This is a genomic window from Aureimonas sp. N4, assembly GCF_001463925.1.
Classification (GTDB): domain Bacteria; phylum Pseudomonadota; class Alphaproteobacteria; order Rhizobiales; family Rhizobiaceae; genus Aureimonas; species Aureimonas ureilytica_A.
Window position 1 is genome coordinate 1 of record NZ_BBWS01000041.1, and the last position, 13,653, is coordinate 13,653.

A 13,653-nucleotide genomic window follows, 5' to 3' on the forward strand; every position below is an offset into this window, starting at 1 on the left:
CCGTCGTGACCGCCGATGCCGCTGCGAAGATGGGTCGATCGCGAGCCCATGACGGGGGGAACGTCGATACCGCCCGACAGGGCGAGATAGCCCCAGACGCAGCCGCGCAAGGCTCCGATGGTCAGGACGTCGCCGGGATGCAGGTCGTGGCTTTCCCAGGCGTGGAGCCGTTCCTCGCCCCTGCGGATGTCCATGTCGCCGCCCGTCACCGCGAAGCGCACGGGGCCGGAGACCTGGAACCGTCCACCGATCCCGGCGAATTCCAGCCCTGCGGCGTTCGGCTCGTTGCCGACGAGCGCGTTGGCGATGCGAAAGCTCGGCGGGTCCATCGGCCCCGCGCCCGAGACGCCGGCCTGGAGCCAACCCTTGCGGCCGAGGTCCTGAACCGAAGCCATCGGCCCGACCTGCAGGATGTCGAGCGCGCTCACAGCGGCACTCCGGCGATCGGCTCACCCTTCGCCACGGCCCGCTCCAACGCCGCGCCCTCGTCCGGCCCGACGGGGCGGAAGCGGACGCGATCGCCCGCCCGCAAGAGGCAGGGCTCCGGGCGGGCGGGGTCGAAGAGGCGCAGCGGCGTGCGGCCGATGAAGCGCCAGCCACTCGGGCCGGCGACGGAATTCACGCTGGCCTGCCGCCCGCCAATGCCGATCGAGCCGGCCTCGACGCGCTGGCGCGGCACCGACAGACGCGGCGTGTGCAACGCCTCCGGCAGCCCCCCGAGATAAGCGAAACCCGGGGCGAAGCCGATCATGTGCACGCGGTAGTGCGATCTGGCGTGCAGGGCGATCAGCGCGTCCGTCGTCATGCCCTTCATCGCGGCGAGATCGTCGAGGTCCACCCCGGCAGAGCCACCGTAGACCACGGGCACCTCGAACTGCCGCCCTCCATTAGGGGCGGCCGTGAGCCTTTCGAGGCGATCCAACAGAAGAGGCGCGAGATCCCCGCCACGTCGCACCGCCGGATCGTAGTGGACGAGAAGCGCGCGATAGGTCGGAACGACGTCCTCGACACCCGCGATCGGATCGACGGCCAGGCTGTCGGCCAACGCGATGACGCGCGCGTTGACGCCCTCGTCGATCGTGTCCGAGAGTTCCACTGACAGGGCGCTGTCGCCGCAGGCCAGGATGCGTGGAAATCGGTGGGGCATGCCGCGAGCGTCGTCTCCCTGATCGGCCGTCGGCCACCGCCATGGGCCAAGTCCGGCCCTTGCTCTTTCAGTATACCAATCGTATGTCGGAGGCAAGGATGCTGGGCCGCAAGCTTCGGACGCGGCGATGGGGCAGGGCTGGGATATGCGCACGATCGATCTCAACTGCGACATGGGCGAGAGCTTCGGCGCATGGACGATCGGCGACGACGAGGCGATGCTCGACCTCGTGACCAGCGCCAACGTCGCCTGCGGCTTCCATGCGGGCGATCCGTCGGTGATGCGTCGAACCATCCTGTCCGCCAAGGCGCGGGGCGTTTCGGTCGGTGCCCATCCCTCCTTCATGGACCTCTACGGGTTCGGACGCCGGCGCATCGCGGGCGAGCGACCAGAGGATCTAGAGGCGCAGATCGTCTATCAGATTGCCGCCATGCAGGGCATGGCGGCGGCCTTGTCCTGGCCGATGACCCACGTCAAGACGCACGGGGCGCTCGGCAACATGGCCGCCGAAGACGCCGAGCTCGCAGCGCTCTGCGTGCGCGCGATCATGGCGATAGATCCCGATCTCGTCTTCGTCACCCTGCCTTACTCCAAAACCATGGAGGCCGCGCGGAAGGCGGGCCTGCGCACGGCCTGCGAGGTCTATGCCGACCGCACCTATGACGAGACCGGCATGCTCACCTCGCGCCAGCGCGAGGGGGCGGTGATCCATGAGGTCGAACGCAGCGTCGATCAGGTTCTCGCCATGGTCGAGGGCGGCTTCATACCGACGCTCGGCGGCGAGCGTCTGCCCGTCGAGGCCGACACGATCTGCATTCATGGCGACACGCCGGGCGCGGTCGGCACCGCGCGCGCGCTTCGCGCCGCGCTCGCGGCTCACGGCCTGTCCTTCGCCCCCTTCGCCGCCCCGCGCCGCTGACGCCCGCGCTTCCCGGAGATCATCATGACACGCACGGTCTACCTCAACGGCGAATGGCTGCCCGAAACCAAGGCCAAGGTTTCCGTCTTCGATCGCGGCTTTCTCTTCGCCGATGCGATCTACGAGGTGACGGCGGTGATTGGCGGCAAGCTGATCGACTATGCCGGCCACGGCGCGCGGTTGCGCCGCTCGCTGGGGGAACTCGCCATTCCCTGTCCCTTGTCGCAGGAGGCGCTCCTCGCCGTCCATCGCGAGATCGTCCGGCGCAACGCGCTCGACGAAGGGCTAATCTATCTCCAGGTCTCGCGCGGCGTGGCCGACCGGGATTTCGCCTTTCCCAAGGGCGCCGAACCGACGCTCGTTTTGTTCACGCAGGCCAAGCCCGTCCTCGACAATCCGCGCACGAAAACGGGCCTGTCGATCGCCACGGTGCCGGACTGGCGTTGGGAGCGCCGCGACATCAAGACCGTCCAGCTCCTCTATCCTTCCATGGCCAAGATGGAGGCGATGCGGCGAGGGGCGGACGACGCCTGGCTCGTCGAGGACGGGTTCGTCACCGAGGGCAGCGCGGCGACCGCCCATATCGTCACGAAGAACGGCGTCCTCGTCACGCGGCCCCTGTCGAACGCGATCCTGCACGGGATCACCCGAGCCAGCATCCTCGACCTTGCCCGCGCCGAAGGGATCGCGGTGGACGAGCGGCCCTTCACCGTGGCCGAGGCCAAGGAGGCGGCCGAGGCCTTCATCACCTCCGCCACGAATTTCGCCATGCCCGTCGTGTCGATCGACGAAGCGCTGATCGGCTCCGGCCGCCCCGGTCCGATAGCCGCCCGGCTGAGGGACCTCTACATCGCGGATCGGCTGGCGACGGCCCTTTGAATTCACGCTGGCCGTGAATTCGGCCGGCCGATCCTCGCCGCGCTTGCGCGCTTCGGAGCGTCGACCGGCAGAGGCCGAGATGATCGATCCCCGGCTCAGGCCCGGATGGCGCTCGGGACTTTGTTTCGGCTGAGGATGAGGGCGACGGTCGTTGCTCCGCAGAGCGCGGCGATCGGCAGCAACGCATAGAGGAGTTGCTGCGGGCCCATGCCGCTCGCCAGCAGCCAGCCGGCAAAGAGCGGGCCGGCGATCGACCCGAAGCGCCCGACCGAGACGGCCAGTCCGACGCCGACGCCGCGCACTTCGAGCGGGTAGCATTGCGGCGCGATGCCGTAGAGCAGCGCCTGCACGCCGATCAGCGTCGCACCCACAAACGCCCCGGTGAGAAGCGCCGCCGCGACATTGCCTGCCGGGACCATGGCGAGAAGCGCGATCGCCAGCATCAGCCCGCCGAAGCAGAGGGCGGCCGAAAGGGCGGGCCGTCGGCTGTCGAGGAAGCGGCCGCCGAGGATCGCGCCCAGGGACCCGCCGATATTGAAGACGATCTGGACCAGCGAGGCCGTGTCCCTGGTAAAACCGAGCGAGACGAGGATTTGCGGCAGCCAGTTGAGGAGGAGATAGACGACCACGAGGCCGAAGAAGAAGGCGGTCCAGAGCAGCAGCGTCTGAGCCAGCGCGCCGCTGCCCAGAAGCACGTCGCGGCGGCGGGCCGAGCCTTTGCCGGTCTGCGTCACGCGGAACGGCGCCATCCATGTCAGGAGCGGTGCGATCAGAAGAAGCGGCAGGATGCCGCCGACCACGAAGATCGACCGCCAATCGTCATGCAGGCCCATCATCGCGACGAGGCTCGCCAGCGCTCCGCCCAGCGGCACGCCGGCATACATGAAGGCGACGGCCCGGCCGCGCCGCTCGGGCGAGACGGATTCCGCCGCGATGGCGATGAGATTGGGCAGCGCGCCGCCGAGGCCGACGCCCGTCAGGAAGCGCATGAGAACGAGATGCTCGAACGTGCCGGCAAAGGCAGTGCCGATCGAGAACAGGCCGAACACGGCAAGCGACAGCGCAAGGCCGGTGCGCCGCCCCCAGCGATCGGCGATCACCCCGCCGCCGAGCGCGCCGAAGACGAGGCCGAAGGTCGCGGCCGAAAAGAACAGCCCCATCTGGTCGGGCACCAGCCGGAAGGCGGGCACGAGCTTGGGCGCGGCGACCCCCGCGGCCTGAAGGTCGAAGCCTTCGATGATCGCGGCGAGAAACACGAGCGTGAGCGCGCGCGTCCCTCCACGGGCATGAGTGGCTGTGGTCATGATCGTCTCCTCCCAGAGGCCGCTTGTGCGGCTGTCATGCATTCGCTCGGCCCGCTCCCGGCATCGCTCCCAAGCGAATGCCGCCTCCATCGGCGGGCTGGAGCCTCGTGAACCGTTTTCTCAGACGGCTGGGCGTCTCGGCCTCGTCAGGCCGCGCCCGCTCGCGTCAGACGTCTTTCCAGATGCGCGACAGGAGTCCGCGAAGCGTCTCGCGCTCCTTCGATGTCAGCGCGCCGAACGTGCGCTCTTCCTGTGCGAGTGCGCGCTCGCGCCAGTCGGCCACGGCCCGAGCACCCAAAGGGCTGAGATGCAGGCGCTGGATGCGCTGGTCCTCGGCATCGGCGCGCCGTTCGATCAAGCCGCGCCCGTCGAATTCCGCCAGCATGGGCGCGAGATTGGCCCGCTGAAGCCGCGCCTGACGCCCGATCTCGGCGGCCGTGATGCCCGGTGTCTCCTCGATCAGGCAGAGCACCGTGAAGGAGACCGGCTTGATCTCGTCGCCCAGCGCCTCTGCAAAGCCCGCCAGATCCAGGATCGAGGCGCGGCGCAGGTGATAGCCGAGAAGATCGTCCAGCACGGGACGCGCCATCAGATCGATCTTGCCGGCCTTCGTTCCCATTCCCGCTCCCGCTCCGATTTTCGAAATCGGCCGCCACAACCTCTTGCCAGATCAATACCGTTATGAAATATAGCAGTCAATCGCTATTTCAGATAGCAATATCCGAGATCTCCCCGAGAGCCTCGGATGTCTGGGGAGGAGACCAGATGAGTGCCACCGGAAACCTGTTTCGCCGGATGAATCCGATGAGCGGCGAGGTCGCGAGCCAAGCGCGCGCGCAGACGCCGGACGAGGCGCGGGCCGCCGTCGATATGGCCACCAAGGCCCTGCCCGCTTGGGCCGCGCTCGGGCCGAATGCCCGCCGCGCCGCGCTCCTGAAGGCCGCCGACTCGCTCGCCGCCAAGGGCGACGCCTTCGTGGCCGCCATGATGGCCGAGATCGGCGCGACGGAGGACTGGGCGCGCTTCAACGTGATGCTCGCCGCCTCCATGCTGCGCGAGGCCGCCTCGCTGACCACGCAGGTTTCGGGCGAAGTCATCCCGTCCGACAAGCCGGGATGTCTCGCCATGGCCATCCGCGAGCCGGCGGGCGTGGTGCTCGGCATCGCGCCCTGGAACGCGCCGGTGATCCTGGGCGTCCGGGCGCTCGCGACCCCGCTCGCCTGCGGCAACGCCGTGGTGTTCAAGGCGAGCGAGCTGTGCCCGCGCACGCATGGGCTGATCGTCGAGGCGCTGGCCGAGGCCGGCCTGCCGGACGGGCTGGTGCAGCTCGTCACCAACGCGCCCGAGGATGCGAGCGAGGTCGTCGGCGCGCTGATCGACCATCCGGCCGTGCGCCGCGTCAACTTCACCGGCTCCACCGCTGTCGGGCGCATCGTGGCTGTGCGGGCCGCTCAGAACCTCAAGCCCTGCGTGCTCGAACTCGGCGGCAAGGCCCCGCTTCTGGTTCTCGAAGATGCCGACCTCGATGAAGCGGTGAAGGCCGCCGCCTTCGGCGCCTTCTTCAACCAGGGCCAGATTTGCATGTCGACCGAGCGGCTCATCGTGGTCGATGCCGTGGCCGACGCCTTTGTCGAGAAGTTCACCGCCAAGGTGCGAACGCTCGCGGCGGGCGATCCGCGAAAGGGCGCAACGCCGCTCGGCGCGGTGGTGGACGTGAAGACGGCCGAGAAGCTGAAAGCGCTGGTCGATGACGCCGTGTCTAAGGGCGCGCGAGTTGTCGCGGCCGGGGAGGCGGAGGGCGTGCTCGTGCCCGCCCATGTCGTGACGGGCGTCACGTCAGATATGCGCCTCTATTCCGAGGAAAGCTTCGGCCCGGTGGTCGCGGTGATCCGCGCGCGGGACGAGGCGGACGCGATCCGCATCGCCAATGACAGCGAATACGGTCTCTCGGCCTCCGTCTTCACGCGCGACGCCGCGCGCGGCTTGCGTGTCGCGCGGCAGATCCGCTCCGGCATCTGCCATGTGAACGGTGCGACGGTGCATGACGAGGCGCAGATGCCCTTCGGCGGCACCGGGGCGTCGGGCTACGGACGCTTCGGCGGCCGAGCCGGCATCGCCGAGTTCACCGAGCTGCGCTGGATCACGGTGGAAACCGAGCCCGGCCACTTCCCGATCTAGGAGACTGTTTCGAAAGTCCGCCGGGTCGGCTCGACGGTTCTTTTCGTCCCGGCCCTCGTTGCCAATGTCAGCCGATGCTGACCTAGCATCGACTGCGTTTGGCGCCTTGGCCTGAACCGAAAATCCCGCGCCGATCCTCCGCCGGGAACTTCCGAAACAGTCTCTAGGCTGCCCCGCGCGCACTCTTCCGAAATTCCGACATTCACGAAGGACACGACGCTCATGAGCGAGACCGTGAACACCGCCGACATCGTCACCGCCGACATCACGGATGGCATCGCCTGGGTGCGCTTCAACCGGCCCGAGAAGCGCAACGCCATGAGCCCGGCGCTCAATCGGCGCATGATGGAGGTGCTGGATGAGCTGGAGTTCCGCGAGGATGTCGGCGTCCTCGTCCTTACCGGAGAGGGCAGCGCCTTCACTGCCGGCATGGACCTCAAGGAATATTTCCGCGAGACGGAGGCGAAGGGTCTGGCCGGCGTGCGCCAGAGCCAGCGCGAGAGCTATGGCTGGTGGCGGCGGCTGCGTTGGTATCAGAAGCCGACCATCGCCATGGTCAATGGCTGGTGCTTCGGCGGCGGTTACGGCCCGCTCTTCGCCTGCGACCTCGCCTTCGCCGCCGACGAGGCGAAGTTCGGCCTGTCGGAGATCAACTGGGGCATCCTGCCGGGCGGCGGGGCCACCAAGGTCGCCGTGGAACTCATGCCCTTCCGGCAGGCCATGTACCACGCGATGCTGGGCGAGCCGATCGACGGGCAGAAGGCTGCCGCCTGGGGCCTCGTCAACGAGAGCCTGCCGCTGGAGCGCCTGAAGGACCGGGTGACGGAGGTGGCCAAGGTGCTGCTCGCCAAGAACCCGGTCGCACTGAAAGCCACCAAGGACGCCGTGCGCCGCGTCGGGATCATGGCCTATGACGAAGCCGAGGATTACCTCGTGCGCGCTCAGGAGGCGGCCAATTCCTTCGACAATGAAGGCCGCAAGGAAGGCATCCGCCAGTTCATCGACGAGAAGGCCTACAAGCCGGGTCTGGGCGCCTACGACAAGACCAAGAGTCAGGGCTGACGACGGTTCGCTCTTCGTCGGTTCGACTGGGAGGGAGAACCCAAATCATGCAAGACTGGATTGCCCCCGATCCGGTGGGCCTGCACGCGCAGGCGCGCCCGGAGAAGACCGCCCTGGTCGATCTGGCGACCGGGCGGCGCTGGACCTATCGGGCTTTGGACGAGGCGATTGGGAAGGCTTGCGGCGTGCTGGACGCGCTCGGCCTGCGGCCGGGCGACCGGCTCGCCGCCATCGCCCGCAACTCGGCCGATCTCGCCATCGCGTTCAAGGCGTGTCTGCGCTCCGGCATCATCTTCACGCCGCTGAACTGGCGTCTCGCCCCCGCCGAGCTCGACGCGATCCTCGCCGACTGCACCCCGGCGCTGATCCTCACAGACCGGGCGGCCGTGGGTTTCACCCCGCCGAAGGGCGCTGGGGTTCTGGAGGTCGGCGCCTTCACTGCGCGGTGCGAGGCGGCGGAGCCGGCTGGGCGAGGCCCGGCGCGCGATGCCGGCGAGCCCTGTGTTATCCTCTACACGTCCGGCACGTCGGGCACGCCCAAGGGCGTCATTCTGACGCCGCAGACGCTGTTCTTCACCGGCGTCAATTTTGGCGTGCTCGGCCATGTCACGTCGGACTCGGTGTTCCTCGCCGAGTCCCCGATGTTCCACGTGATTGGGCTCGTCACCTCATTTTGGCCGCCGCTCCTTCAGGGCGGCACGGTGCTGGTCTCGCCGGGCTTCGACCCCGCCACCACCAATGCAAGGCTTGCCGATCGCGCGCTGGGGATCACGCATTACTTCTGCGTCCCCCAAATGGCGGCGGCGCTGCGTGGGGCTGACGGATTCGCCCCGGAGAACTGGTCGCTCAAGGCGCTCTTCACGGGCGGGGGGCCGAATCCGCCCGCCAACATTCGATGGTGGCTGGACCGGGGCGTCGCGATGGTGGACGGCTACGGCATGACCGAGGCCGGCACGATCCTCGGAATGCCGCTCGACCCCGCGCTGATCTCGGCCCATGCCGGGACGGTCGGGCAGGCGGGTCCGGCGACCGCCATCCGCATCGTCGATGCCGGAGGGCGGGACGCACCGGACGGCACGGCCGGGGAAATCCTCGTCAAGGGACCGCACGTGACGCCGGGCTACTGGAACCGGCCAACTGAGCGCGCGAGCGCCTTCACGCCGGACGGCTGGCTGCGCACCGGCGACATCGCGGTGCGCGACGCGGACGGGTTCGTCACGATCGTCGACCGACGCAAGGACATGTTCATCTCGGGCGGCGAGAACGTCTATCCCGCCGAGGTCGAGTTCGCGCTTACCGAGCATCCTGGCGTGTCGGCCGCCGCCGTGCTCGGCGTGCCGGACACCAGATGGGGCGAGGTCGGCCACGCCTTCGTCATCCTGGAGCCTGGCTTCGAGGGAGGCGAAAGCGAGCTGCGCGCCCATTGCGAAGCACGGCTCGCTCGCTTCAAAGTGCCCAAGACGTTCCAGATCGTGGACGCGCTGCCCCGCACCGCGACGGGCAAAATCCGCAAGAACCGGCTTCGCGAGAGCCTCATGCCCTGACCGGCGCGCCGAACCCGCCCGAAGACGCACCGCGCCGCCGCAGCCCGTTGGGAGACACCATGCGCACACAAGTCGCCATCGTCGGAGCCGGCCCCGCCGGTCTCATTCTCGCCCATCTCCTCCATGCCAGCGGCATCGAGGCCGTCGTGATCGAGCGCCAGACCCGCGCCTATGTGGAGGGGCGGGTGCGCGCCGGCGTCCTCGAACAGGGCACGGTGGACTGCCTCACCAAGCTCGGATTGGATGAGAGGCTGCGCCGGGAGGGGCTGCGCCATTCCGGCACGCACCTCTCCAGCGACGGCGAGGATTTCCGCATCGACCTCGAAGCGGCTTCCGGCGGTTCCTGCGTCACGGTCTATGGCCAGCAGGAGGTGACGCACGATCTCTTCGAGGCGGCCGAGGCGCGGGGGCTCACGATCCTGTTTGAGGCGGATGAGGTGCGCCTCCACGATATCGAAACGGACAGGCCCGCCGTCACCTGCCGCACGCCGGCCGGCGAGCATCGCCTCGATTGCGACTTCGTGGTCGGCTGCGACGGGTTTCACGGCGTCTGCCGCGCGGCCATCCCGGCCGACATCCTGCGCCATTTCGAACGCGTCTATCCGTTCGGCTGGCTCGGCATCCTGACCGAGCGCCCGCCGGTGGCCGAGGAACTGGTCTATGCCAGCCACGAGCGCGGCTTCGCGCTGGCCTCCATGCGCTCCATGACCCGCAGCCGCTACTACATCCAATGCGACATGGACCAGCGGCTGGAGGATTGGCCGGACGAACGGATCTGGGACGAGCTGGCGCTGCGTCTCGGCCCGAGCCTCGGCGCGCGGCTCCAGCGCGGGCCGTCCTTCGAGAAGAGCATCGCGCCGCTGCGCAGCTATGTCGCCGAGCCCATGCGCCACGGCCGCCTGTTCCTGGCGGGAGACGCCGCCCATATCGTCCCGCCGACAGGCGCCAAGGGGCTCAATCTCGCGGTGTCGGACGTTTCGATGCTGGGCGAGGCGCTGGCGGAGTATTACGCCGAGCGCTCGGTGGCGGGGATCGACGCCTATTCGGCGCGGGCGCTGGCGCGCGTCTGGAAGGCCGAGCGCTTCTCCTGGTGGTTCACCTCGCTCACCCACCGTTTCCCGCAGACGGGCGCCTTCGAGCGACGGATGCAGCTGGCAGAACTCGACTATCTCCGCACCTCTCCCCGCGCGCAGGCGGCGTTCGCCGAAAACTATGTCGGCCTGCCGCTCATCTGAACCCGCGCGCCAGTTCGTGGGTTCAACCGGGTATCGAAACCCGCTCGCCCTCTCGCGAATAGGCCGCGCCCGGCCCCGATCGATCCAGAAAGGCAAGCGACCATGAAGGTGATCCACTTCCTGATGACTTTGAGCTTGGGACTTGCCGCAAACCCCGCGCTGGCCGCGTCCGCCGACACCGCCTTGCCCGGCTATGCCGATGGCGCGGAGGTGATCCGCGTCACGGGCGATCGTCCGCAGATCGACGAGATCGGCGGCATCGTCTATTCGCAGGTGCGCACGATGCGCGCCAACCGGGCGATGCGCATGACCCTGCTCGTGCCGCGCACCCCCGACCTGAAGCCCGCCATCCTCTATGTGCCCGGCGGCGGCTTCACGACGGCCGATTACGAGAAGTTCTTCGAAATGCGCTCGGCGCTGGCCGAGGCCGGCTTCGTCGTGGCGGCGGCCGAATATCGCGTGGTGCCGAACGTCTTCCCCGCGCCCTTGGAAGACGGCAAGGCGGCGGTGCGCTACCTCAGAGCCCATGCGGCGGACTATGGCATCGACCCCCAGCGGATCGGCGTCCTCGGCGATTCCGCCGGCGGCTGGCTGGCGGAGCTTCTGGCGACGACCGGCGGCGAGACAGCCTATGACACGGGCGATTTCCTCGATCAGCCGTCCGACGTGCAGGCCGCCGTTTCGCTCTATGGCATCTCGGACGTGCGCAATATCGGCGAGGGCTTTCCGCCCGAGCGGGATAAGGTGCACGCCTCGCCCGCCGTCACCGAAGCCCTTCTCGTCAACGGCCCGGCCTTCAACACATTCCCGGGCGCTCCGGTGACCAGCGACCCGGCCAAGGCGCTGGCGGCGGGGGCGATGGGCCATCTCGACGGGAAGAAGCCGCCGATGCTCCTGATGCACGGCAGCGCCGACACGCTCGTCTCGCCCATCCAGAGCCAACAGCTCTTCGAAGCGCTGCGCGCGCGCGGCAACCCGGTGGATTACGTGCTCGTCGAGGGTGCCGCGCATGGCGATCTCCCCTGGTATCAGCCCGCGCTGATCGACCGTGTGACGGCTTGGTTCAAGAAGACGCTGGGCGAGCCGATCAAGGGCGCGGCGGATCAGTCGGGCGCGTCGTCGCGCCTCTGAGCCCCGCGGCGGGTGGGGCGTCCCGGCCGTCGCCTTCGCTGTATACAGGCCGCCGCGAACCCATTTGACATCGCACAGTTCCAGCTGAATTTTCGGGTTGATTAGAACTGTTCTTGCCGACTGCCTGCCCGATCTGTATACAGGTCGTGTTCCATCGTTCTGGGAGGATGTGATGGGAATGAACGCCGCCTTTCCGCTCAACGCCTGGTATGCGGCCGCTTGGGGCCACGAGGTCGGCCGAGCGCTGTCGCCGCGCAAGATCTGCAATCGCGACATGGTCCTCTACCGCAAGGAGGACGGGACGGTCGCCGCGCTGGAGGATGCCTGCTGGCACCGGCTCCTGCCGCTGTCGCTCGGGCGTCTGGACGGAGACACGGTGATCTGCGGCTATCACGGCCTCGCCTTCGACGGCACGGGGCGCTGCACCCACATGCCCGCCCAGCGCACCATCAATCCTTCGGCGCGCGTGCGCAGCTATCCCGTGGTCGAACGCCACCGTCTCCTCTGGGTCTGGCCGGGCGACCCGGCGCTTGCCGACCCCGCCTTGATGCCCGACTTCCACTGGAACGACGGCACCGACTGGGTGGGCGAGGGCGGCACCTATTACGGGCTCAAGGCGAACTACCGCCTCATCATCGACAATCTCCTCGACCTCACGCACGAGACCTATGTCCATGCGGGCTCGATCGGCGACGAGCATGTGACGCAGACGCCCTTCGACGTGACCCATACCGACCGCAAGGCGGTGGTCACGCGCTGGATGAAGGGCATCGAGCCGCCGCCCTTCTGGGCGCGCAATCTCGGCAAGCCGGGTCTTGTCGACCGCTGGCAGATCATCCACTTCGAAGCGCCCTCGATCGTCGCGGGGGATGTCGGCGTCGCGCCCATCGGCACCGGCGCGCCGGAGGGCGACCGCTCGCAAGGCGTCAACGGCTTCTTCCTCGCCGCCATCACGCCCGAGACCGACGGCTCCTGCCACTATTTCTGGAATTTCGTGCGCAGCTTCGCGACCGACGACGAGGCACTGACGCAGCGCATCAACGTCGCCCATGCCAATCCGGAGCGCACCGGCCTCTACGATCAGGACGTGTTCGTTCTGGAAGCGCAGCAGGCGGCGATCGACAACAATCCGCGCACCCCCTTCTACAATCTCAACATCGACATGGGCTCGCTCTGGGCGCACCGGCTGATCGACCGGATGGTGCAGGCCGAGCGGCCGCTCGAACCGCTGGCGGCGGAAGCGGCGGAATAGCCGGGTCGGGGAGGGCAGGGCTCATGGCCGAGATCGACGACTGGATGCGCGCGCGGGTGCGTGCCGCGCGGGACCTTTCGCCCGACGTGCGGATGCTGGAGATCGAGCCGCCGCCGGGGCGCTTCGTGCCGCCCTCGCCGGGCAGTCATCTGCGCTTTTCGCTGGAGATCGCAGGGCGCCCCGACCGGCGCTCCTATTCGGTGGTCGGCCCCTGCGAGGACGGCGTCTGGCGCATCGCCGTCAAGCGTCTGCCGGACAGCCGGGGCGGGTCGCGCCACATGGGTGCGCTGGAGGCGGGCGCGCACCTTCTCGTCAGCGGCCCGCACAACCATTTTTCCCTGTCGCCCGCCCGGCCCGCCTATCTGCTTCTGGCCGGGGGCATCGGCATCACGCCGCTCGTCTCCATGGCGCACGCGCTTCAGCGCAAGGGCGCAGCGTTCCGCCTGCTCTACGCCGCGCGCAGCCGGGCGCACGCTGTCTTGGCGGACGAGTTGCGCGAGGCGATCGGCGAGCGGCTGGAGCTTTATCTTGACAGCGAAGGGCAGCGCATCGATTTCGACGCGGCCTTTGCGGCTCTTCCGCCCGGCGGCGAGGCCTATGTCTGCGGGCCGATCGGAATGCTGGAGGCCGCGCGCCGGGCCTGGGTGCGCGCCGGGCGCCCGCCAGAGGAACTGCGCTTCGAGACCTTCGGCAATAGCGGCGCTCACGCCGCCGAGCCCTTCCGCATCACGATCCCGCGCCTTGGGCGCGTCATCGAGGTGCCGCGCGACCGCACCATGCTGGAGGCGCTGGAGGCGGCGGGCGTCGAGATGATCCACGATTGCCGGCGCGGCGAATGCGGCATCTGCGCGCTCGACATCGTGTCGGTGGAGGGCGAGGTCGATCATCGCGACGTGTTCTTCTCCGACGAGGAGAAGGCCGGCAACGCCAAGCTCTGCACCTGCGTCTCCCGCGTGGTGCGAGGCGACATCGTCCTCGACACGCCCGACCGCTTCGAATGAG

General features: G+C 68.5%; 13 protein-coding genes. 9 read left to right on the forward strand and 4 right to left on the reverse strand.

Features of this window, described 5'->3' with window-relative positions; translation table 11 throughout:
* Together AUL28_RS11995 and pxpB are read right to left on the reverse strand one after the other, a co-directional pair.
* Nucleotides 1–428 (reverse strand): biotin-dependent carboxyltransferase family protein (locus AUL28_RS11995; RefSeq protein WP_374701415.1); only part of this gene is annotated, 428 nt, incomplete at its 3' end.
* Nucleotides 425–1,147 (reverse strand): 5-oxoprolinase subunit PxpB, encoded by a 723-nt coding sequence (gene pxpB / locus AUL28_RS12000; RefSeq protein ID WP_062232783.1) that lies wholly within the window; start codon nt 1,145–1,147, stop codon nt 425–427. The genes AUL28_RS11995 and pxpB, both read right to left, overlap by 4 nt.
* Before the next feature lie 145 nt (nt 1,148–1,292).
* Between pxpB and AUL28_RS12005 the strand changes: the two genes are divergently transcribed.
* Nucleotides 1,293–2,066, forward strand: a complete 774-nt coding sequence (locus AUL28_RS12005; RefSeq protein WP_062233011.1) for a 5-oxoprolinase subunit PxpA — start codon at nt 1,293–1,295, stop codon at nt 2,064–2,066.
* A 24-nt stretch (nt 2,067–2,090) separates the two neighbouring features.
* Nucleotides 2,091–2,945, forward strand: a complete 855-nt coding sequence (locus AUL28_RS12010; protein WP_062232786.1) for a D-amino-acid transaminase — start codon at nt 2,091–2,093, stop codon at nt 2,943–2,945.
* A gap of 95 nt (nt 2,946–3,040) precedes the next feature.
* On the opposite strand, the gene mhpT is transcribed toward AUL28_RS12010, so the two are convergent.
* Entirely contained in the window at nt 3,041–4,249 is a 1,209-nt protein-coding gene (gene mhpT, locus AUL28_RS12015; RefSeq protein WP_244493508.1) for a 3-(3-hydroxy-phenyl)propionate transporter MhpT, read from the reverse strand.
* Between the two features lie 166 nt (nt 4,250–4,415).
* Entirely contained in the window at nt 4,416–4,868 is a 453-nt protein-coding gene (locus AUL28_RS12020) for a MarR family winged helix-turn-helix transcriptional regulator (RefSeq protein ID WP_062218813.1), read from the reverse strand.
* Between the two features lie 146 nt (nt 4,869–5,014).
* Between AUL28_RS12020 and AUL28_RS12025 the strand changes: the two genes are divergently transcribed.
* The 7 genes from AUL28_RS12025 (at nt 5,015) to AUL28_RS12055 (ending at nt 13,652) form a co-directional block, all read left to right on the forward strand.
* Nucleotides 5,015–6,427 (forward strand): aldehyde dehydrogenase, encoded by a 1,413-nt coding sequence (locus AUL28_RS12025; protein ID WP_062232811.1) that lies wholly within the window; start codon nt 5,015–5,017, stop codon nt 6,425–6,427.
* 222 nt (nt 6,428–6,649) lie between these two features.
* A complete protein-coding gene (locus AUL28_RS12030; protein ID WP_062232814.1) occupies nt 6,650–7,489 on the forward strand; it encodes a p-hydroxycinnamoyl CoA hydratase/lyase in 840 nt (279 codons plus the stop codon).
* Nucleotides 7,490–7,536: 47 nt separating this feature from the next.
* Complete coding sequence (locus AUL28_RS12035) at nt 7,537–9,033, forward strand: AMP-binding protein (RefSeq protein ID WP_082640417.1); 1,497 nt, start codon at nt 7,537–7,539, stop codon at nt 9,031–9,033.
* 59 nt (nt 9,034–9,092) lie between these two features.
* A complete protein-coding gene (pobA, locus tag AUL28_RS12040; RefSeq protein WP_062232818.1) occupies nt 9,093–10,268 on the forward strand; it encodes a 4-hydroxybenzoate 3-monooxygenase in 1,176 nt (391 codons plus the stop codon).
* A 102-nt stretch (nt 10,269–10,370) separates the two neighbouring features.
* Nucleotides 10,371–11,399, forward strand: coding sequence for an alpha/beta hydrolase (locus AUL28_RS12045; RefSeq protein ID WP_062232821.1), 1,029 nt, complete (start codon nt 10,371–10,373; stop codon nt 11,397–11,399).
* A gap of 178 nt (nt 11,400–11,577) precedes the next feature.
* Nucleotides 11,578–12,651, forward strand: coding sequence for an aromatic ring-hydroxylating dioxygenase subunit alpha (locus tag AUL28_RS12050; RefSeq protein WP_062232823.1), 1,074 nt, complete (start codon nt 11,578–11,580; stop codon nt 12,649–12,651).
* Nucleotides 12,652–12,674: 23 nt separating this feature from the next.
* Entirely contained in the window at nt 12,675–13,652 is a 978-nt protein-coding gene (locus AUL28_RS12055) for a PDR/VanB family oxidoreductase (RefSeq protein WP_062232826.1), read from the forward strand.
* Nucleotide 13,653 lies beyond the last annotated feature (1 nt).